Consider the following 19,722-nt stretch of genomic DNA (forward strand, 5'->3'; position numbering starts at 1 on the left):
CGGCGCGGCCGCCGCGATGGTGCGGAGGGAGCGTTCTATCGTCCGAACGTCTCGCTTGAGGGGCGTTATGCGCTGCGATACGGTCTTGCTCGGGAAATCGCCGACACCGTGAAGCCCTGTGGTCTCTCAGGGACGGCGGTTACGGCTGCGGCACCGGGAGTGGCGGCGTGAGCAGGCATGGGACCGCGATCGATGCGGGCAGTTATGATTTCATTGTCGTCGGCGCGGGCTCGGCGGGATGTGTGCTGGCGAACCGGCTATCGGCCGATCCGAAGACCCGCGTCCTCCTGCTCGAAGCTGGCGGCAGCGACCGGTATCACTGGGTGCATGTACCGATCGGCTATCTCCACTGCATGGGCAATCCGCGCACCGACTGGATGATGAGGACGGCAGCGGAAAAAGGGCTGAACGGCCGCTCCCTGCCATACCCGCGGGGAAAGGTGCTGGGCGGCTGCTCCTCGATCAACGGCATGATCTACATGCGCGGGCAGGCGGCGGACTATGACGGCTGGCGGCAGGCAGGCAATACCGGCTGGGGTTGGGACGATGTCCTGCCCTATTTCCTGAAATCGGAGGACAATTATCGCGGTAAATCCCCGATGCATGGGGCCGGCGGCGAATGGCGGGTGGAGAAGCAACGGCTCTCCTGGCCGATCCTCGATGCTTTTCGCGACGCGGCCGAGGAACTGGGCATTCCGAAGACGGACGATTTCAACGCTGGCGACAACGAGGGCTCGGGCTATTTCGAAGTCAACCAGCGCGGTGGTCTGCGCTGGAATACCACGAAGGCCTTTCTTCGTCCGGCGATGAAGCGACCCAACCTGCGGGTATTGACCGGAGCGGAGACGGAACGTCTCGAGCTTGACGGCAGACAAGCCACCGGTGTCCGCTTCCGGCGGAACGGGCAGACCCATGTCGCCCGCGCCGACCGGGAGGTGATCCTTTCGGCGGGCGCGATCAATTCGCCGAAGATACTGGAGCTTTCGGGGGTCGGCCGGCCGCAGGTGCTATCCGCCGCCGGCATCGATGTTGGCCATGAACTGCCGGGCGTCGGTGAAAACCTGCAGGATCATCTGCAGATCCGCTCCGTCTTCCGCATCGAAGGCGCAAAGACATTGAATCAGCTCTACCATAACCTCTTCACCCGCGCCGGGATGGGGCTCGAATATGCGCTATGGCGGTCCGGGCCGCTGTCGATGGCACCCAGCCAGCTCGGCATCTTCGCCAGGAGCGATCCTGCCGTGGCGACCGCCGATCTCGAATATCACGTGCAGCCGCTCAGCACCGATCGCCTCGGCGAGCCGCTGCATCGCTATCCGGCGGTCACCGTTTCCGTCTGTAACCTGCGGCCGGAAAGCCGGGGGACGGTGCATATCACTGACGCGGACCTGTCGGCGGCGCCGGAAATCCGGCCCAACTATCTCTCGACGGCGGGAGACAGGATCGTCGCGACGAAAGCGATCCGTCATGCCCGCCGGTTGATGGCGACGAAGGCGATCGGGAAATACCGTCCGCAGGAGATGCTGCCGGGGACCGAGTTCCAGAGCGACGAGGACCTGATCCGTCGCGCAGGCGATATCGCGACGACGATCTTTCATCCGGTCGGCACCTGCAAGATGGGCAGCGACACGATGGCCGTCGTCGATCCGCAACTGCGGGTTCACGGGATTGCCAATCTCCGGGTGGTCGACGCGTCGATCATGCCGACGATCGTTTCGGGCAATACCAATTCGCCGGTCATCATGATCGCGGAAAAAGCGGCGGAGATGATTGCCGAAAAAGGATGAAAAACCGGCATGGCGAGGCTTTTGGATCAGGATTTCCGGGTGACACTATCTGGCTTGTGACCTATCTCTTCACCACCGCTCTTTACGGCGGCAACGAAAGCCTGACCTATGCCCAGGCGCTTCGACTATGCGCGTGAAAACAGCTGCAACCTGGGAGACCTGACATGATGGCCGGCATTTTTTCCTTTTTGATCTTCTCGGCAGCAATTGGCGCAGGCCTCAATGCCGGTCTGTTCTTCATCTTCTCCGTCTGCATCATGGGCGCGCTCGGGCGCCTGCCTGCCGAGCAGGGCATTGCCGCCATGCAGTCGATCAATGTGGTGATCCTCAATCCGTGGTTCATGCTGGCCTTCTTCGGAACGGCGCTTCTGTCGCTCGTGCTCGTCGCTGGTGGGTTCATGACCGGCAGCCCCGCGAAGCTCTACATGGTCGCAGGTGGTCTTCTTTTCCTCGCCGGCACGATCTTGGTGACGATTGTCTTCAATGTGCCGATGAACAATGCTCTCGAGGCGTTGCAGCCGCAAAGCGAGGAAGCCGCCCGGCTCTGGTCATCGACCTTCGTCGATTGGGTCCGGTGGAACCATGTGCGGACGCTGTCGTCCGTCGGTGCGCTCGGTTGCTTCGTCATGGCTTTCCGGGCTGCCTGATGGGCTCTCCGGAAACCAGCTAAGGCACCGGTCGCCCGGTTGCCGTTTCCAACACGTGGAACCAATCCTGAAGTTCAAGCTCGATTTCACCGGCGCGGGCCAGCGCCTGCACCCGTCTGGGGTCGGTCGAACCAATGATCGGCAGTGGTTTGGAGGGCAGACGCAGCAGCCACGCAAGTGCGATGGCACCCGGACCACACGCATTGTAGCGGGCCGCGAGATCGGTCAGCAGCTCGACAAGTCTCGGATTGCCCTTCTCCGGGTCAAACAACCGGCCACCGCCAAACGGAGACCAGGCCATCGGGAGTACACCGAGGCGCTGGCAGTCGTCGAGCGTCCCGTCATGAAGCGGTGCCATATGGGTGACGGACAACTCGATCTGGTTCGCCACGAGCGGAATGTTGAGCTTCGATTGCAGCAGCGCGAATTGCGAGGGCGTGTAGTTAGAGACGCCGACAGCGCGGGTCTTGCCCTCCGCAACCAAGGTTTCCAGCACGCCGGCAACCTCTCCCGCATCAGCCAGGGGATCTGGTCGATGCAAAAGCAGCAGATCGATGTGATCGACCTTCAGATTGCGCAATGAGTTTTCGAGCGACTGGCGAATATGCTGGGGAGTGCTGTTATAGTGTTTGATGCGATGATCAGGCCGCGCCGGGCCGACCAGCGCGATGCCGCATTTCGTCACCAGTTCGATCCTGTTGCGCAAATCGGGGCGGCTCTCCAGCATCTCGCCGAAGAGCGCCTCGACCCGGTAGCCGCCATAGATATCCGCGTGATCGATCGTCGTGATCCCGGCGTCGAGACATGTGTCGACCATTCGGGCGATGTGAGCGATCTCGCGCCGCTCCGGATCGTTGGTGACGCGGTACGCTCCCCAGACCAATCTCGAAAATACAGGGCCGTCGCTGTGAAGCTGGATACGGGACATCATGGTTGCACCTCTAGCCCGCTGCTTTGGCGTGGGTCTTCAGGATCGCCGAAAAGCGCGGGTCGAAGGCGCGGCTGATCGGTTCGGCGGCGGCGCCGAGCGCCACCGACCAGGGGTCGGTCATGCCAAGCTGCAGGCGGGGCAGCGTGCGGCCGGGGCGGTCTGCGATCGATGGCAGCAGAGGATGGATGGCGTCGAAAATCCGGCGGGTCAGGGCCTCCGGCGCGCCGGAGCACAGGATGACGGTCTGCGGATCGAAGATCGTTTCGATGAGTTGCACGCCCCAGCGCAGTTCTTCGGCAGCGGCGTCGATCCATGAGGCGATCGCCGGATCGTTCTTGCGGACCAATAGGGTCAACCGTTCGTGAAGGTCCGGATCGGCCGGATCGGCATTCAGATGCTGGTAGAGCGAGGCAAGCGATGCGCGATGTTCGAGTGACGATTGTTCCGGACGCCGAACGGTTGGCGGCAGAAGTGCCATGCCGATTTCACCGGCATTGCCGTTGCCGCCGGTGTAAAGCTCGCCATTAAGGATAAGCCCGGCGCCGATGCCGTAGCCGACATAGAGGCAGACGGCATGATCGATGCCGTGGGCGGCGCCGACCATGCGCTCGGCGGTGGCGCAGGCGGCGGCGTCGTTCTGCAGTGCGACTTCCAGCCCGGTTCCGGCAGCGAGCGTTTCAAGCAGCGGAAAATTCTGCCAGGCGGCCATCATCCATTGATCGTCTATCATCCATTGATCACCATTGTCGGGCGCAAGACCGAATGGCCCGGGCATGGCGACGCAGAGGCCGACAAGCCGCTGTTCGGAATGTTCCGCGATGCCGGCGAGCTCTGTCCTCACTTGCTGGATGAGATCGAGAATGACCCTCGCGCCATTTGCCGGACCGCCGGGCGGCAGGTTGGCCTCAGCGCGCACCAGCACGGTGCCGATGAGATTCACGGCGATCACCCGGGTAATGTGGCGGTCGATCTGCAGGCCGATTGCAAACGCGCCTTCCGGCACGAGCCGATAGGGCGTCGAGGGCTGGCCGCGACCATTGCGCACTGCCGCCAGCGATACAACCAGGCCTTCCTTCTCCATATCGTCAATGATGTTGGAAACCGCCTGCTTGGTGAGCCCCGATGCTCGCGCAAGATCGGCGCGGGACAATTTCCCGTTCAGCCGCAGAGCGTCGACCATGACGCGGCGATTATGGGCGCTCGTCCCTTCCTGGTTGGTGCCGCTCTTGCCTCGTATCACCCGCATCGCATTCACTCGCAAATTCCTCTTGACACTATTAGAATATTGAACAAGAAATAAGTCAAATCAATTGACTTAATGAAGAGCCAAAGAGCTCAAGGGAACGGAACGGCAAACGGGATCATCCCTAATGACCGTGCGACACTTCGACAATGCCGAATGCCGCTGAAACGGCGGTTGACGGAACGAGGCTCGCAATGCGCGCCAGTAAAACCGGTTGTTGTCCATCACTGGAGGGAAGACATGTTTAAGTCCAAGCGAAATGCGCTTCTTGGCGCCACTCTGATCGGCGCCTTCTTTGCGACCAACGCCTATGCCGAAACCACGCTCAATGCGTTGTTCATGGCGCAGGCGGCCTATAGCGAGGCGGATGTCCGGTCCATGACGGAGGCGTTCAGCAAGGCCAATCCGGACGTCAAGGTCAATCTCGAATTCGTGCCCTACGAGGGCCTGCACGACAAGACCGTGCTGGCGCAGGGCTCGGGCGGCGGTTACGACATCGTCTTGTTCGACGTGATCTGGCCGGCCGAATACGCGACCAACAAGGTCCTCGTCGACGTGTCCTCGCGTATCACCGACGACATGAAAAAGGGCGTGCTGCCCGGCGCCTGGACGACGGTCCAGTATGAAGGCGCTTATTATGGCATGCCGTGGATCCTCGATACGAAATACCTGTTCTACAACAAGGAAATCCTCGAGAAGGCCGGCATCAAGGCGCCGCCGAAAACCTGGGACGAGCTTGCCGAACAGGCAAAGATCATCAAGGACAAGGGTCTGCTCGCGACGCCGATCACCTGGAGCTGGTCGCAGGCGGAAGCTGCGATCTGCGACTACACGACACTGGTCAGCGCCTATGGCGGCAAGTTCCTCGATGGCGGCAAGCCGGCGTTTCAGACGGATGGCGGCCTCGATGCGCTGAAATACATGGTGTCCAGCTACACCTCCGGCCTCTCCAATCCGAATTCCAAGGAGTTTCTCGAGGAAGACGTCCGCAAGGTGTTCGAAAACGGTGAAGCCGCTTTTGCGCTGAACTGGACCTACATGTACAACCTTGCCAATACAGGCAAGGACAGCAAGGTTGCAGGCAAGGTCGGCGTGGTTCCCGCGCCGGGCGTCGCGGGCAAGAGCGAGGTTTCGGCGGTCAACGGCTCGATGGGGCTCGGCATCACCGCAACCAGCAAGCATCCGGACGATGCGTGGAAATACATCGCCTTCATGACCTCCCAGGAGGTGCAGAACCAGTACGCCAAGCTCAGCCTGCCGATCTGGGCATCGTCCTATGAGGACCCGGCCGTGACCAAGGGGCAGGAAGAGCTGATCGCGGCCGCGAAGCTCGGGCTTGCCGCCATGTATCCGCGGCCGACGACGCCAAAGTATCAGGAGCTTTCCACCGCCCTGCAGCAGGCAATCCAGGAAGCGCTGCTTGGCCAGACCAGTCCGGAGGACGCGCTGAAGGCCGCCGCCGAAAGCAGCGGTCTTTAACGGCGCCGGGAGTTCGCCCCTTCGCTCGCATTCACCATCCCGGGTGGCACCTTCCCTGCCGCCCGGCCCCTTGCGCCACATGATTTCAGGAAAAGCAGCAGCAATGTCCGGGACCTCGATGACTACACGTGCATGGCTTCTGATGCTGCCGCTGCTCGCCGTCATGGTTGCCGTCATCGGCTGGCCGCTTGCCGATACCGTCGGGCTCTCCTTCAGCGATGCCAAGCTGGTCGGGACTGCCGGGAATTTTGTCGGCATCGACAATTACGTGAAGACGATTTCGAGCGCCAATTTCCAGCGCACCCTGGTCATCACGACGGAATTCGCGATCATTTCAGTCTTTGCCGAGATGGTTCTCGGTGTGCTTGCAGCCCTTCTCCTCAATCAGCAATTTTATGGCCGCACCATCCTGCGCGGGCTGATGATCCTGCCCTGGGCGCTGCCCACCGTTGTCAACGCGACGCTGTGGCGGCTGATCTACAATCCGGAATACGGCGCGCTGAACGCGGTGCTGACGCAGATCGGTTTGCTCGATGCCTACCGCTCCTGGCTCGGCGAACCCGGCACGGCGCTCGCCTCGCTGATCGTTGCCGATTGCTGGAAGAACTTTCCGCTGGTAGCCTTGATCGCGCTCGCTGCGCTGCAGGCCGTGCCGCGCGATATCACGGCCGCCTCGCTGGTCGATGGCGCCGGTCCGTTTTCCCGCTTGCGCTTCGTCATCCTGCCATATCTCGCCGGACCGCTGATGGTGGCGCTGGTGCTGCGCACCATCGAAGCGTTCAAGGTGTTCGACATCATCTGGGTGATGACTCGCGGCGGCCCGGCCAACAGCACGCGGACCCTGTCGATCCTGGTCTATCAGGAGGCGTTCTCCTTCCAGCGGGCCGGATCGGGCGCCTCGCTTGCTCTGATCGTTACCTTGCTGGTGGCGGTGCTGGCTGCGGCCTATGCCGCGCTCGTGCGCAAGACTGCGGGGAGCGACGCCTGATGGAGCGCAAAAGTGCCCTGTTCTCCCTCTTCATCCATGCCTGCGCACTGCTGCTTGCCGCCGTTATCCTCGCGCCGCTCGTCTGGCTGTTCGTCATGAGCATTTCGCCGGCCGCCGATCTCACAGCAAAGCCGCTGCGCTGGTGGCCGCAGGCCATGGATTTCTCGCGGTACGGCGCATTGCTCTCCAGCATCGAAAACAGCGCCGGTGCCGCCTTCGTCGCCTCCCTCATCAACAGCATTGTCGTCGCCGGCATGGCAACGATCGCGGCGCTGGCGCTTGCCATTCCGGCCGCCTGGGCCGTATCACGAACGCCTGCCGTCGGCTGGTCGCTCTATATGGTGATCGCCACCTATATGCTGCCTCCCGTGGCGCTGGCGGTGCCGCTCTATTTCGGGCTGTCGCATCTTAGCCTGCTCAACAATGTCTTCGGGCTGGCGCTGGTATACCTCACCATCCTTGCGCCCTTCACCACCTGGCTGATGAAGTCCGGTTTCGATGCGATCCCAAGGGAGATAGAGGCGGCGGCGATGATCGATGGCGCCGGGCTGTTTGCGACGCTGCGCATCATCACGCTGCCGCTGGCCGCGCCGGTGATGGCCACCTCGGCGCTGTTTGCCTTCCTGCTTGCCTGGGACGAATTCTTCTACGCATTGCTGTTCACCTCCGACCTGCGCGCCAAGACGCTTACCGTCGCCATCGCCGATCTCGCCGGTGGCCGTGTTTCCGATTATGGGCTGATCGCAACCGCGGGCGTGCTTGCCGCCCTGCCGCCCGTGGCGATCGGCCTTGTCATGCAACGAGCCCTGATCTCCGGGCTCACCAGCGGCGGCGTCAAGGGATGACCATGACTTCGAACGATAAACGCCCGCTGGGTCTCCAAGCCATCGATCGCGAAATAGCACGGCAGAATGCCGATGCCGTTGTCTCCTTCGAGGGCAATGCCGAACAGGCAAAAACCGTCGTCGCCTCGCTCAGGAGGACGGGCCGTTTGCTGCTGCTCGGCATGGGTGGCTCGCACGCCGTCAACCGCGCCGTCGAGCCGCTTTATCGCGGCTTGGGCATCGAGACGATTGCCGTCACCCTGTCCGAACAGCTCGGCATGCCACTGCCGATCGTGGGACGCACCGTGCTTGTCACGTCGCAATCCGGAGAAAGCGCTGAGGTGCTGCGCTGGTTCGCTGAGACCGGCGGCACCCGGGATACATTCGGACTGACGCTGGAAGGTACATCCTTTCTTGCGCGGTCGGCTCCGTCTTTGGTCGGCGCTGGCGGCACCGAGCTGGCCTTTGCCGCGACGCGCAGCCTGACGGTTAGTTTTGCCCTGCATCTTGCGATCCTTGCGGTTCTCGGCACCGATCCCGCGCCGGCGCTGGCGGCGATCAAAGCGCCGGCCGAAGTCGATATCGAACCAGCACTTTCCGCTTTCGGCGGCGTTGGTGCCGTTGTGACCTCCGGCCGGCGGCTGCAGGGGCTTGCGGAGGCATTGGCGCTGGGGCTGACCGAACTCTCCCGCCGACCGTGTTTCTCGCTGGAAGGAGGACAGCTTCGACATGGGCCGATGGAGATGCTTGGTCCCGAGATCGGCGTTGTCCTGTTTCGAGGGCAGGATGCCACCGCCGATCTCGTCACCGCCACGGCGGTTTCCGCAGTCGAAACCGGGGCGCCGGTGGTCATTTTCGATTCCTCAGGCATGGTGCCGGTCGAGGGCGCGACAATGCTGGGCTTCGAGCCGGCGGACGGCCTTGCCGCTATCCTCGCGATGCTGCCGGTTGCGCAGCGCTTCATGATCGCCTTTGCCGAGAGCCGCGTGGAAAATGCCGGTACGCCGGTGCGCTCGACCAAGATCACCCGGAGTGAATGAAATGCGTCCGCTTGCCGTCATCGGAAATGTCAATGTCGACCTTATCCTGGGACCGGCCGAGCCTTGGCCAAAAGCCGGCACCGAGATCATCGTCGATCATGACGAGTTACGCGTCGGCGGTGCTGCGGGCAACTCGGCGCTTGCCTGGCGGGCGCTCGGTATCGATTTCGACATTGCTGCCAATACCGGCACCGACGAGTTCGGCCGTTGGCTGCGCGAATCCTTCGGCAGCCGGGCTGAAAAATGGCCGATCCGGCCGGAGGGGACGACGCTCTCGGTCGGCATCACCCATCCGGACGGCGAGCGCACCTTCTTCACCACGCGCGGCCATCTGCCACGCTTCTCGCTCGCGGACGTGTTTGCCGCTCTCGATGGTTCCCGCCTTTCGGGCGGCTATGCGCTGCTCTGCGGGTCCTTCCTCACCGACGATCTGACATGTGACTATCCCGCCTTGTTCAGCTGGGCCGACAGTCATGGTATTACGCTTGCCCTCGACACCGGCTGGCCGCTCGACGGCTGGACGGAGGCGAACCGGCAGGCCACCCGCAACTGGCTTTCCCGTTGCGGCTGCGCTCTCCTGAACGAGGCGGAAGCGACCACGCTTTCCGGCCGCTCCGACCCGATCGAGGCCGCGCGCGAGATCAAGCGCCATATGCCGGAGGGGGCGATCGTCGTCGTTAAGCGAGGTCCCGATGGCGCGATTGCCGTCGATGCCAACGGCGCGTTCGTTTCCGCCGCGGCCCCCAGCGTCCAGGTCGTCGACACGATCGGTGCTGGCGATGTATTCAATGCGGCTTTCCTCGCCGCACTGGCGGATGACCTGCCGCTCTCCGATTGCCTGGCGACCGGCACGCGCGTCGCCTCACGCGCCATTTCCACGCTTCCCCGCAGCTATGGCGGTTCACTGTCTGCCGTGACGGGAGGGGCCGCATCGTGAGCGCGCTCGATATCGAGAACATCCGCAAGACGTATGGCGCGATCGAAACGCTGAAGGGCATCGACATCTCGCTCGACAGCGGCGAGTTCCTGGTGCTGCTTGGATCGTCGGGCTGCGGCAAGTCGACCCTGCTCAATATCATCGCCGGCCTTGCCGAGGCATCGGGCGGCGATATCAGGATCGGCGGACGCTCCGTCCTCGGGGTGCATCCCAAGAATCGCGACATCGCAATGGTCTTCCAGTCCTATGCGCTCTATCCGAACCTTTCCGTCCGCCGCAACATCGGCTTCGGCCTGGAGATGCGCGGCGTGCCAGCGGCCGAGCGGGAAAAGGCGGTGATGGAAACCGCGAAACTGCTGCAGATCGAGAATCTGCTGGATCGCAAACCCGGCCAGCTTTCGGGTGGCCAGCGCCAGCGCGTCGCGATCGGCCGGGCGCTCGTCCGCAAGCCGCAGGTCTTTCTTTTCGACGAACCGCTGTCCAATCTCGACGCGAAGCTGCGCATGGAGATGCGCACGGAGCTGAAGCGATTGCACCAGATGCTCGGCACGACGATCGTCTACGTCACGCATGACCAGATCGAGGCGATGACGCTGGCAACCCGGATTGCGGTGATGCGCAACGGCCGGATCGAGCAGCTGGGTACGCCGGAGGAGGTCTACGACCATCCCGCCACGCTCTATGTCGCCGGTTTCGTCGGCTCGCCGCCGATGAACGTGCTCGACGGCGTGGTGACGGGCGAGAGCGTTCGGTTGGATGGGTCGGACCGCGTCATCGCGCTGCCTGCCCGTTTCAACAATGCCATCTCTTCAGGCAGGCGCGTCAAGATCGGCATCCGCCCGGAAGCGCTGCGGCTGGTTGAGGATGGCGACCGGCAACCTGCACTGGACGTAGCGGTCGAGGTTGTCGAACTGACGGGCCCGGAACTGGTGGTCACCGGCCGCGTCAGCGGGCAGCGGATCACCGCCTGCCTGCCGCCCCGCACAAGGCTTGCGGTGGGCATGACGCAGGCGTTCGCCTTCGACAACGATGCGCTGCATCTCTTCGATGCCGAAACGGAACTGGCGTTACGGCGGTAGCTTCCGGCGAATTCGTCGCTGCCGCCGTTCCCATCGCCGGCGCGATGTTCTAAACCGCATTCTGATGAAGATCGCTTTCTATTGTCCGCTGAAATCTCCCAACCATCCCGTTCCCTCCGGCGACCGGCTGATGGCGCGCCTTCTGATGACGGCGCTGGAGCGGGCGGGCCATCAGGTGGAGATAGCTTCGGAACTGCGGGCCTTCATGCCCGAGGCGTCGAGCGCGGCTGTCTGGGCTTTGACAGCCGCAGCGGAAGCGGAGAGGGGGCGGCTTTCGGCGCGCTGGCGCGAAGCCGGCCGGCCGGACGCGTGGTTCTGTTACCACCCTTACTATAAGGCACCCGATCTGATCGGTCCGGCGCTCGCCCGCGATTTCGGCTTGGATTATGTGACGGCGGAAGCGTCCTATTCTGCCCGGCGCAACACCGGCCTGTGGACGCAGATGCAAGCGCATGTACTGGAGGCGGTGAAGCTCGCCTCCGTAAACATCTGCCTGACGAGGCGCGACCTCGCCGGGCTTGCGGCGGCTCCGGGTGCGCGGCTCGCCCTGTTGCCGCCCTTCATCGATTCGGACCTGCTGCTTGAGAAGCAACCCGCGCCTCGGCCCGGGCAACTGATCACCGTGGCGATGATGCGATCCGGCGACAAGATGCAGAGCTATGTCATGCTCGCGGATGCGCTCTCGCGGTTGGCTCATCTGCCCTGGCAACTGTCCGTCATCGGTTATGGCCCGCGTGCCGACGAGGTGAGGGCGCTTTTTGCCGGCTTCGATGAAGGGCGCATCGTCTGGCACGGACAGAAAACGGCTGACGAGATCGCCGGTCTCTTGTCGAAAAGCGCGCTCTATGTCTGGCCCGGCTGCGGCGAGGCCTATGGTCTTGCCTATCTCGAAGCGCAGGCGGCGGGCCTGCCGGTCGTGGCGCAGGAGATCGCCGGCGTGCCGGAAGTGGTGGCACACGGCCGCACCGGCCTGCTGACGCCGGCCGGTGATATCGATGCCTATGCGAAAGCGATCGAACGGCTGTTGACGCGGAACGAGGAACGGCTGGCCCTTGCTGGCGCCGCACGGATTTTTGCCGGCGAGGAGCGCTCGCTCGATCGGGCCGCCGTGCGGTTGGGCACTATCCTTGATCAGCATCTCAAGCGGGCGGAATGAAATGGACGATTTTGACAGGTTCATCACCGAGGAACTGGATCGGTGGCAGCGGGCCGGCAAGGTTGCGCGCTTCTGGCTGCGGGACGACGATGCGGTCGAGCCGAGCGCACCGCTCGAGCGGCTGCTGGAGATCACCGGCGCATTTTCCGTACCGCTGACGCTTGCCGTCATCCCGGCTCATACCGGTGAGGCGCTGGCTCGGAGGCTGGAACGCGAGCCGTGGTGCGCCGTCGCGGTGCATGGCTGGTCGCACGTGAACCATGCAGGCCCGCAGGAGAAGAAGCAGGAGCTCGGCCGTCATCGCCCGGCTTCTGAAGTTCTCGGAGAATTACAGCAAGGCCTCCGCCATCTGGCGAGGCTGCACCCGAACCGTCTCGTCCCCCTTCTCGTGCCGCCGTGGAACCGGATCGATGCGGCGCTCGTGCCGCAGCTTGCCGGCCTCGGCTTTGAAGCACTGTCGGTCTACGGCCCGGAAAAACCGTCCGCCCTGCCAGTGGTGAATACGCATGTGGACGTGATGGATTGGCACGGCACGCGGGGCGGGCGCGACCGCTTGGCGCTTGCTGCGGAGATCGTCGCGCGTCTCGGGCAGATGTTCGATCAGGGCGGGTCACTGGGGCTTTTGACCCATCATCTGGTTCATGACGAGGCCGTCTGGGATTTCATGACCGCGCTTTTTGATGTCACAGCGCGCCACCCGGCCTGCCGCTGGAGCCGGGTCACGGACATTCTGCAAGATCAGTAACCGGGAGCCGACGGACGGTCGCGGCGCGTTGTTCAGAGGTCGATCGCCTGGCCGTCACGCGCCATGAAGGCGCCCTTGAATTCCTGCACGGCGAGCCGCTGGATGGCGTCAAGCTCGCGGTCGGTGCGCAAAGGTGAGTGGTGGATGAAGGCCACCCGTTTGGCGCGGGCGGCCTTGGCGAGGCGGATGGCTTGCTGCCACGAGGAATGGCCGTAGCCGACATGGCGCGGCATCTCCTCGTCGGTATACATGCAGTCGTAGAGGAACAAATCTGCGCCATCGATGAGATCGAGCACGGCCGGATCGAGCGTTCCCGGCCGGTGCTCCGTATCCGTGACGAGTGCCACCGCACGGCCTCCCCATTCCACCCGGTAGCCGATTGCGCCGCCGGGGTGGTTGAGGCTGCCGGTCTTGATCGCCACATCCTCATAGGGAACCAGCACCTCGCCGGAGCGGAAATCGTGGCAATTGATGGCGGCGCGGCAGATGTCCGGTTCGACGGGAAACCAGGGCGGCCGCATGAATTCGCCGATCATCTGGCGCGTCGACATGCGCCCGGCCAGATGTCCCGACCACAGCGTCACCGAGGCATGCGGATCGAACAGTGCCGGCAGATAGGGCAGGCCGATGATGTGATCATAGTGACAGTGGGTGAAAAACAGGTTGAAATCGGAGACGCCGGCGGCCTTGAGCGCCTGGCCCGCGGGCATCAGTCCGGAGCCGGCATCGAACAACAATCTATGCGGCCCGCATTGCATCTCGATGCAGATGGTGTTGCCGCCATAGTGCTCAAATTCGGCCCCCGAGACCGGGAGACTGCCGCGCACTCCCCATAACCGCACCCGAAACACGTTTTCGTTCACTCTCTTGCCTCAGTCACGGCCCGCTGTATTGGCTGTCCGTCTGCAACTGTCCCACCTAATTCTTGACGTCGTCTTTTTATGGCACACTTGATTAAGTAAGCCTAATTTCAATCATGTTAGCCAAACTGCCAAGGTTAAGCGAGACACCAATTCGCTTTTTCTTTCCATATGTGGCAGAGACGAAAGCAAACGAATCCGTTTTGAAAGCGCCGACGGAAACACCGACAGTATGCCGCACTCTCAGCATCCGCGCATCGCCGTCATTGCCGACGCGCATTTTCACGATCCTTATGCCGATTATGGTTTTGCCGGAATCGTGCAGGGAGGCGGCCGTGTGACCTTCAGGCTGTTGGCCGATACCGCCCGGTCGACACGTGTCTTCAACGAGAGCTACTTTGCGCTTCACCACGCGCTCGACGGGCTCGCAGAAAGCGGCATCCGTCATGTGGTGCTGCTTGGCGATTATTCCGACGATGGGCAGGTGGAAACCGTCAAGGCTGTCAAAAAGGTACTCGACGGTTATGCGGCACGATATGGCATGCGCTTCTACGCGACCGTCGGCAATCACGACATCTTCGGCGCGGCCGGCCGCCACCGCGCCAAGCGGTTCATGAACGAGGACGGCAGCTACAGCGTTGTCAGCAGCGATCCGCAGGTGCGCGACCGGGGCGCCCGGTCGATCGTCGGCAGCGATCGCATGTATTGCCAGGGTTATCCAGACGGGCTCGATGCCGTGGGGGACTTCGGGTTTTTTCCGCGACCCGGCGACCTTCATTGGGAGACGCCGTTCGGTAAGGATGGCGATCCGTCGGCGCGGCTTTACGACGTACATTCGCCGGATGGGAAAACCACCCGCTCGCTGATGGACGCTTCCTATCTCGTTGAACCGTTCCCCGGCGTCTGGCTGTTGATGATCGATGCCAATGTCTTCGTTCCCGTCGATGGCGTCGTGCCGGGCGAGGCGGGAGACCTTGCCGACAGCACGAGCGCCGGGTGGAACGCCATGCTGACGCACAAGCGGTTTGTCTTTGACTGGATGAAAGACGTTTCGGCGCGGGCGCGCCGGTCGGGCAAAAGCCTTCTGGCTTTCTCCCACTATCCCGTGCTCGATCCTCTCGACGGAACAACGGACGAAGAAGTTTCCTTGCTTGGCCGGACGGGCATGTCTGAGCGCATTCCGGTTGCGGCCGTTGCCGAAGCCCTGATCGAGGCGGGCATCGACATACACTTCAGCGGGCATCTGCATGTCAACGACACGGCGCAGTATCGTCACGGCAGTCGGTTCCTGGTCAATGTGGCGATGCCGTCGCTCGTTGCCTTTCCGGGCGCCTACAAGGTCATCACCATCGGCGAACGCCATCTCGATATAGAGACAGTCGGGATCGAGGACATGCCATTGAACCCCGAGCTGCGGCAGACCTACGACCGGGAGATCGTGCCGTCGGGGCTCGATGCGGGCGGCATGCTCGACGCCAGCGACTATGGCGGCTTCCTGTTCGAGCATCTCGGCCATCTGGTCGGGCGGCGTTTCCTCAAGCGCGAATGGCCAAAGGATATGGCAGCGCTGGTCCGCAGCGTCGACCTTGCCGATCTGGCGGCGCTGGCTCTGATGGACAAACCGGTGGCGTTGGATGACGCCGTCGGCGCAACTGCGGCTGCCCGCAACGACAGGGTACTGCAAGGCCGCCTCGTGGCCCGCTTGAAAAGCGCCGGCGCAAGACCTGAATTGCTGCGCGACATTTCCGCGATGGATTTCCTGGCCGACTGGTATCGGCTGCGCATGGGGAGCGACCTTGCGCTCGACTGGATCACTGAGGAGCGAATGGCGCTTTATCGGGCGGTGGGACGTCTCTACGCCGTCGTCGATCTGGCCGACGCGAATGCGGCGCAGGCGCGCTTTGCCCTGATCTTCCGGATGTTCGAGAAATCCCTGTCCGGTCTGCCGTCCGGCAATTTCCGTATCGACCGGATGACGGGGGCCATCAGTGCGGGGGACGCGATGGCGAATGCTTGGCTGGAGAGGCTCGGGGGCAGCTGAGTTTCGGCGCCCTGAATGCGACTTGCCAACAATCGCCGAGGCTTACTCGGCCTTGCGGGCGCGGCTTCTAGCCTCGGACAATTCGCTGGTCGTATGGCTCAAACGGTCGGCCAGCACGCGCATGATCTCGATAGTGATTTCGGGGAAATCGGTCAGGAGCTTGAGGAAGTGTTCCTTGCGGATGCGGAGGGCTTCCACCGCTGTTGTCGTCTGCACCGTGGCCGTTCGCGAGACATCGCAAAGGATGGCGATCTCGCCGACGATGGAATTGGTTTCGACTTCGGCGATCTTGATTGGCCCTGTCGAGGAGTCCACCAGGATGTCGGCCTTGCCCGCCAGCACGACATAGGCCGCGTCGCCAGTGTCGCCCTGATGGAAGATGGCCTCGCCCGGATTGTAGCTGACACGGTCCGACGTGAAGGCGAGAAGCTTCAGTTTTCCCGGCTCGACATTCGAAAACAGCGGCACCCGCCGCAGCATTTGAACTTCATCCTTCAGAAGCATTTCCGTGCCCATTCCCCATTTTCCTCCTTCCGAGATCAGGCGCCGGTGATGTTCACCGTGCTACCGTTTGGAAGGATGTCCCTGCCTGCACCGCACTGCACGCATGGACTTTGCCTTTGGCATTATGATGACACAAGTTCCTTAAAGATACCGTTATTCTCAACAAGTGCCGCATGCGTCCCGTCCTCCACCAGCATGCCCCTGTCGAAGACCAGGACACGATCGAAAAGGCTCGACAGCGCGGTATTCGAAAGTACCCAGACGACCGCTGGATCGCGTCCGTCGCGGCGCACCAGCTTCAGCACGTCGCGGACGATTTCATCCTGAAGACGGTGGTCGAGACCGGGTAACGGACGGTTAAATATATAATAATCCGAACGGCGCACCAGTGCACGCGCCAGATTAAGCTTCTGCCGCTGCACGGCGGTCAAGCGCTTGCCGCCGGCGCCGAGATTGAAGTCCAGGCCGATATCAATCACGTTCTCCAGGAGGCCGAGCGAGTTCAACAGCGAGCTGACGATCGAACGAATGCGCTTCGAACCGTCGGAATGCTTGTGACTGATGCGGCCGAACAGGATGTTGTCCATCAGGCTTGCGGAGGCCAGGTAGCGTTCCGGGTCATAGCGCTCGATGTCGCCGCGCATGCTCTCAGGCAGGCCGTCATGGAACTGGCGGCGGACATCGACGATCTTCGCCATCAGCTCGGGGGTCAGGAGACCGAAACGATGCCGCGGCTCGATGTAGCGGAAGCTCAGGCGAATGATGGCGCTTTTTTCATCCTCGGAGGCCGCATCGAAGCCCTTGCCCGTGAGTTTCTGCAGCAGCAGCTGATACTCCGGAATGTCGTCCGCCGTCATGAAGGTGAGCTGTTGGAAGAACGGGTGATCCGGCGGCAGGTCGGCAAAAAGTTCCACCGCGTTTTCGGCGATGCTGTAACCCATGTCGAACATGATACGGTCGAGGCCGGTGCGGCCGACCACGGAGCGGAAATAGGCGTTTTTTCCGATCGCCTTGCCGATGAATGCCTGACCGGTTGCCGTGCCGAACAGAAGGTTTTCGCCGACGGTTGCCTCGGTGTTGTAGGCTCCCGGCTCGAAGGAAACAACGAGGCTGCTGAGGCCCGCTTCCTCAAGCTCCTCGCGAAGGGCATGACGCATCTCGACGATGCCTTCGGCAAGGCCAGGATGATCGTTGGGAGACACGGTGCTGCGCAGCGCGAGGTCGAGAATGTCCTTGGATAGCTGGACGGTATCCAGCACCGACAGGACCGGCGTAAACAGATCTTCCCGGTCCGTTGCATCGGCGGACTGATAGTCGATCCAGTCGCCGTTGACGTCGTAGTCCGGGTTTCCGGCCATCCGCGCTTCGTTGATCTCCCATTTGCGATGGGCGGCACCGCTGCCCTCATAGCTGGCGTCCTTCAGCGGCGCGTGCTTCAGCCCATAGAGCAGGTTGTCGCGCAGGCTCCCGTAGAAGAAATAGGCATCCGCCGAAACATAGGAGATGCCGCGTCCGGTGATCGATTCCGGCAGCTCCAGAAGGTCGTCGCCGCCGGCGGTAACCTTGCCGCTCTCGGGCCAGGTCAGCCGGCCAAAGGCTTCGGCCAGCATGTCGCCGCCGCCGGCAGCGCCGCCGACGATCGCCACCGTCTCGCCGGGATGGATCTGCACGGAAACGCGCTCCAGAAGCTTGGCCCCGCTATCGTCAGCAAGCGACAGGTTGACCGCCGCCAGAGGATGTTTCATCGAACCGGCATTGTCGATGGCGACTGCCTGAACGGACGGATCGATCGTCCGCTCGACGCTGAACTGCTCGATGACCTGAACGTATTTCACCTGGACGTCCTGACGGGTCTGATCCCAGTCGATGAGGTCCTTCAGCGGACCGGGCAGGTCCTTGTAGGCGCTGATCACCGCGACCAACTGGCCGATGTCGAGGCGACCCTGCAGCGCCAGATAACCGCCGATGCAGTAGAACAGGAACGGTGTCAGCTGGGCGAGGAAATTGTTGATGAACTTGACCAGGAATTTCCACTGGTAGAGGTCGTAGCGGATCTTGAAGATGCGGCCGAGGCGCGAGGCGATATCGGCGCGCTCGTAGTTCGATGTATCATAGGCGTGGATCGTGCCGATGCCGTCGACGATTTCGCTGACACGGCCGGCAAGTTCGCGCGCCGTGATCTGGCGTTCGCGGCCAAGCACCAGCAGGCGCCGGCGCATGCGCGGAATGATCAACGCCTGGACGCCGACCATGACGGCCGCGATCAACCCGAGCCAGACATTTTGCATGAAGATGAAGAACAGCGCCGTCAGCGCCTGCCCACCGAGCAGCGCCGGCTGAACGAATGCGTCGCCGGTGAAGCCGCCAAGCGGCTCGACCTCGTCCTTCACCATGCTGGAGACTTCCGCCCCCTTCATGCGCTTGAACTGGCTGGGCGGGAAACGCAGGATGCGGTCGACGAGTTCGAAGCGGATGCGCCGCAGCAGCCGTTCGCCGAGACGCCCCTTGTAGGTGTTGATGTAGAATTTGAAGAGGCCGTTGATGATCACCAAACCCAGGAACACGAGGCTGAGTGCGAACAGCGTCTGCATGCGCGTCAGCTCGATGCCGCCAAACAGCGTGACCGGCCCGAGCCAGGGCAGGTCGAAGCTCAGGTTCATGAAGGTTTGCGTGGCGCCCGGTTGATCGAAACCCTGGCCCTGGATGGGGCCGTTGACGATCTGCTTGGGTAGGTCGAACGACAGGAAATAAGGCACCATCGAGACTGCCACGACCAGCAGAATCCAGAGCTGCTGACCGCGCGTATGGGTCCAGATATATCGGGAGAGACGTTTTTCCATGGGCGGGTTCAACTGACCGAATTGCGGGTGTCGAGGACATAGAAGCGCCGGGCTGCATAGGGTGTGCCAGCGACCTCGGGATCGTGGAGGTGAAGATCGAACTGCCCGCGGACTTTGACCGATGGCCGGCTGACGATATGCGGCACCTGTGACGCAGCACGTTCGAGCTCCGGCGCATATTCGATGACGACGGTCCTGGCATTATCGATCAGCGAGAGCAGTAGCGCTCCAAGCGCGTCCTTGTGGCCGAAAGGCTTCAGCGAATAGCCGAGCATGACCAGGCCGTAGCTGCCGGGCTGATAGTGATAGTCGATCTGCTGGAACTTGGCCTGGATATGCCGCACATGGCACTGCCGACCGTTCAGTTCATGCGCCTCATAAGCCTCGGTCTTCGGATCGACGGCGGTCACCGACAGCGGATGATGGGTGAGGTAGGGCGTCACGGGCCGGATATGGCCACCGATCTCCAGGACGTGCGGGCAGTCGCGCATGAAATGCGCGGCAAAGACCTGTCGCATGGTCGCGCCTATTCCTGCCAGATGCGGTATGTCCTTTCCTGCCTCCAGGCCTTCAGAAACGGAGACGGCATCCTTCAGGTTGACTTGCATTCCTTGCACTCCA

General features: G+C 62.5%; 18 protein-coding genes. 12 read left to right on the top strand and 6 right to left on the bottom strand.

Annotated features, from left to right (window positions below; all coding sequences use genetic code 11):
- The first annotated feature begins 167 nt into the window (after window positions 1-167).
- The 3 genes from ACSQ2Z_RS06010 to ACSQ2Z_RS06020 are packed head-to-tail and all read left to right on the top strand — an operon-like array spanning window position 168 to window position 2,434.
- Window positions 168-1,787, top strand: coding sequence for a GMC family oxidoreductase (locus ACSQ2Z_RS06010; RefSeq protein ID WP_436080347.1), 1,620 nt, complete (start codon window positions 168-170; stop codon window positions 1,785-1,787).
- On the top strand, window positions 1,784-1,924 hold the full coding sequence (locus ACSQ2Z_RS06015; RefSeq protein ID WP_436080348.1) for a hypothetical protein: 141 nt from the start codon (window positions 1,784-1,786) through the stop codon (window positions 1,922-1,924). The genes ACSQ2Z_RS06010 and ACSQ2Z_RS06015 overlap by 4 nt, the downstream gene beginning before the upstream one ends.
- A 30-nt stretch (window positions 1,925-1,954) precedes the next feature.
- The gene (locus tag ACSQ2Z_RS06020; protein ID WP_436082997.1) at window positions 1,955-2,434 is read left to right on the top strand and encodes a DUF1772 domain-containing protein; all 480 of its coding nucleotides are present in this window, start codon (window positions 1,955-1,957) and stop codon (window positions 2,432-2,434) included.
- A 19-nt stretch (window positions 2,435-2,453) separates the two neighbouring features.
- Here ACSQ2Z_RS06020 and ACSQ2Z_RS06025 read toward each other — a convergent pair whose 3' ends face one another.
- Window positions 2,454-3,362 (bottom strand): aldo/keto reductase, encoded by a 909-nt coding sequence (locus ACSQ2Z_RS06025; RefSeq protein WP_436080349.1) that lies wholly within the window; start codon window positions 3,360-3,362, stop codon window positions 2,454-2,456.
- Window positions 3,363-3,375: 13 nt separating this feature from the next.
- A complete protein-coding gene (locus ACSQ2Z_RS06030) occupies window positions 3,376-4,620 on the bottom strand; it encodes an ROK family transcriptional regulator (protein WP_436080350.1) in 1,245 nt (414 codons plus the stop codon).
- A 228-nt stretch (window positions 4,621-4,848) separates the two neighbouring features.
- Between ACSQ2Z_RS06030 and ACSQ2Z_RS06035 the strand changes: the two genes are divergently transcribed.
- The 8 genes from ACSQ2Z_RS06035 (at window position 4,849) to ACSQ2Z_RS06070 (ending at window position 12,856) form a co-directional block, all read left to right on the top strand.
- Complete coding sequence (locus ACSQ2Z_RS06035) at window positions 4,849-6,087, top strand: extracellular solute-binding protein (protein ID WP_436080351.1); 1,239 nt, start codon at window positions 4,849-4,851, stop codon at window positions 6,085-6,087.
- 103 nt (window positions 6,088-6,190) lie between these two features.
- Window positions 6,191-7,075, top strand: a complete 885-nt coding sequence (locus ACSQ2Z_RS06040) for a carbohydrate ABC transporter permease (RefSeq protein ID WP_436080352.1) — start codon at window positions 6,191-6,193, stop codon at window positions 7,073-7,075.
- Entirely contained in the window at window positions 7,075-7,920 is an 846-nt protein-coding gene (locus tag ACSQ2Z_RS06045; RefSeq protein ID WP_436080353.1) for a carbohydrate ABC transporter permease, read from the top strand. The genes ACSQ2Z_RS06040 and ACSQ2Z_RS06045 overlap by 1 nt, the downstream gene beginning before the upstream one ends.
- Window positions 7,917-8,939: an SIS domain-containing protein gene (locus ACSQ2Z_RS06050; RefSeq protein ID WP_436080354.1), complete on the top strand. Its 1,023-nt coding sequence runs from the start codon at window positions 7,917-7,919 to the stop codon at window positions 8,937-8,939. The genes ACSQ2Z_RS06045 and ACSQ2Z_RS06050 overlap by 4 nt, the downstream gene beginning before the upstream one ends.
- A gap of 1 nt (window position 8,940) precedes the next feature.
- Window positions 8,941-9,876: a PfkB family carbohydrate kinase gene (locus ACSQ2Z_RS06055; RefSeq protein ID WP_436080355.1), complete on the top strand. Its 936-nt coding sequence runs from the start codon at window positions 8,941-8,943 to the stop codon at window positions 9,874-9,876.
- Window positions 9,873-10,955, top strand: a complete 1,083-nt coding sequence (locus tag ACSQ2Z_RS06060) for an ABC transporter ATP-binding protein (protein ID WP_436080356.1) — start codon at window positions 9,873-9,875, stop codon at window positions 10,953-10,955. Before ACSQ2Z_RS06055 ends, ACSQ2Z_RS06060 begins: the two co-directional genes overlap by 4 nt.
- Before the next feature lie 64 nt (window positions 10,956-11,019).
- Entirely contained in the window at window positions 11,020-12,111 is a 1,092-nt protein-coding gene (locus tag ACSQ2Z_RS06065; RefSeq protein ID WP_436080357.1) for a glycosyltransferase family 4 protein, read from the top strand.
- A 1-nt stretch (window position 12,112) separates the two neighbouring features.
- Entirely contained in the window at window positions 12,113-12,856 is a 744-nt protein-coding gene (locus ACSQ2Z_RS06070) for a polysaccharide deacetylase family protein (RefSeq protein WP_436080358.1), read from the top strand.
- Window positions 12,857-12,888: 32 nt separating this feature from the next.
- On the opposite strand, the gene ACSQ2Z_RS06075 is transcribed toward ACSQ2Z_RS06070, so the two are convergent.
- Window positions 12,889-13,719: an MBL fold metallo-hydrolase gene (locus tag ACSQ2Z_RS06075; protein ID WP_436080359.1), complete on the bottom strand. Its 831-nt coding sequence runs from the start codon at window positions 13,717-13,719 to the stop codon at window positions 12,889-12,891.
- A gap of 229 nt (window positions 13,720-13,948) precedes the next feature.
- On the opposite strand from ACSQ2Z_RS06075, the gene ACSQ2Z_RS06080 reads away from it, so the two are divergent.
- Window positions 13,949-15,757, top strand: a complete 1,809-nt coding sequence (locus tag ACSQ2Z_RS06080; protein ID WP_436080360.1) for a metallophosphoesterase family protein — start codon at window positions 13,949-13,951, stop codon at window positions 15,755-15,757.
- Window positions 15,758-15,799: 42 nt separating this feature from the next.
- Here the strand turns inward: ACSQ2Z_RS06080 and ACSQ2Z_RS06085 are convergent, their stop codons facing one another.
- The 3 genes from ACSQ2Z_RS06085 to ACSQ2Z_RS06095 all read right to left on the bottom strand — a co-directional run bounded on the left by ACSQ2Z_RS06085 (window position 15,800) and on the right by ACSQ2Z_RS06095 (window position 19,709).
- Window positions 15,800-16,261, bottom strand: coding sequence for a cyclic nucleotide-binding domain-containing protein (locus ACSQ2Z_RS06085; RefSeq protein WP_436082998.1), 462 nt, complete (start codon window positions 16,259-16,261; stop codon window positions 15,800-15,802).
- Window positions 16,262-16,383: 122 nt separating this feature from the next.
- Window positions 16,384-19,101 carry an ABC transporter transmembrane domain-containing protein gene (locus ACSQ2Z_RS06090; protein ID WP_436080361.1) on the bottom strand — a complete coding sequence of 906 codons (2,718 nt, stop codon included), beginning with the start codon at window positions 19,099-19,101 and terminating at the stop codon, window positions 16,384-16,386.
- Window positions 19,102-19,109: 8 nt separating this feature from the next.
- Window positions 19,110-19,709: a hypothetical protein gene (locus tag ACSQ2Z_RS06095; RefSeq protein ID WP_436080362.1), complete on the bottom strand. Its 600-nt coding sequence runs from the start codon at window positions 19,707-19,709 to the stop codon at window positions 19,110-19,112.
- Between the last annotated feature and the right edge of the window lie 13 nt (window positions 19,710-19,722).

This window comes from Pararhizobium sp. LjRoot235 (assembly GCF_964254145.1).
GTDB lineage: Bacteria > Pseudomonadota > Alphaproteobacteria > Rhizobiales > Rhizobiaceae > Pararhizobium.

Coding starts and splice junctions, on each gene's coding strand:
- ACSQ2Z_RS06085 (WP_436082998.1), bottom strand. CDS start 16,261: ATGCTTCTGAAGGATGAAGTTCAAATGCTGCGGCGGGTGCCGCTGTTT.
- ACSQ2Z_RS06080 (WP_436080360.1), top strand. CDS start 13,949: ATGCCGCACTCTCAGCATCCGCGCATCGCCGTCATTGCCGACGCGCAT.
- ACSQ2Z_RS06065 (WP_436080357.1), top strand. CDS start 11,020: ATGAAGATCGCTTTCTATTGTCCGCTGAAATCTCCCAACCATCCCGTT.
- ACSQ2Z_RS06035 (WP_436080351.1), top strand. CDS start 4,849: ATGTTTAAGTCCAAGCGAAATGCGCTTCTTGGCGCCACTCTGATCGGC.
- ACSQ2Z_RS06040 (WP_436080352.1), top strand. CDS start 6,191: ATGTCCGGGACCTCGATGACTACACGTGCATGGCTTCTGATGCTGCCG.
- ACSQ2Z_RS06055 (WP_436080355.1), top strand. CDS start 8,941: ATGCGTCCGCTTGCCGTCATCGGAAATGTCAATGTCGACCTTATCCTG.
- ACSQ2Z_RS06095 (WP_436080362.1), bottom strand. CDS start 19,709: ATGCAAGTCAACCTGAAGGATGCCGTCTCCGTTTCTGAAGGCCTGGAG.
- ACSQ2Z_RS06070 (WP_436080358.1), top strand. CDS start 12,113: ATGGACGATTTTGACAGGTTCATCACCGAGGAACTGGATCGGTGGCAG.
- ACSQ2Z_RS06025 (WP_436080349.1), bottom strand. CDS start 3,362: ATGTCCCGTATCCAGCTTCACAGCGACGGCCCTGTATTTTCGAGATTG.
- ACSQ2Z_RS06090 (WP_436080361.1), bottom strand. CDS start 19,101: ATGGAAAAACGTCTCTCCCGATATATCTGGACCCATACGCGCGGTCAG.
- ACSQ2Z_RS06045 (WP_436080353.1), top strand. CDS start 7,075: ATGGAGCGCAAAAGTGCCCTGTTCTCCCTCTTCATCCATGCCTGCGCA.
- ACSQ2Z_RS06020 (WP_436082997.1), top strand. CDS start 1,955: ATGGCCGGCATTTTTTCCTTTTTGATCTTCTCGGCAGCAATTGGCGCA.
- ACSQ2Z_RS06050 (WP_436080354.1), top strand. CDS start 7,917: ATGACCATGACTTCGAACGATAAACGCCCGCTGGGTCTCCAAGCCATC.
- ACSQ2Z_RS06015 (WP_436080348.1), top strand. CDS start 1,784: ATGAAAAACCGGCATGGCGAGGCTTTTGGATCAGGATTTCCGGGTGAC.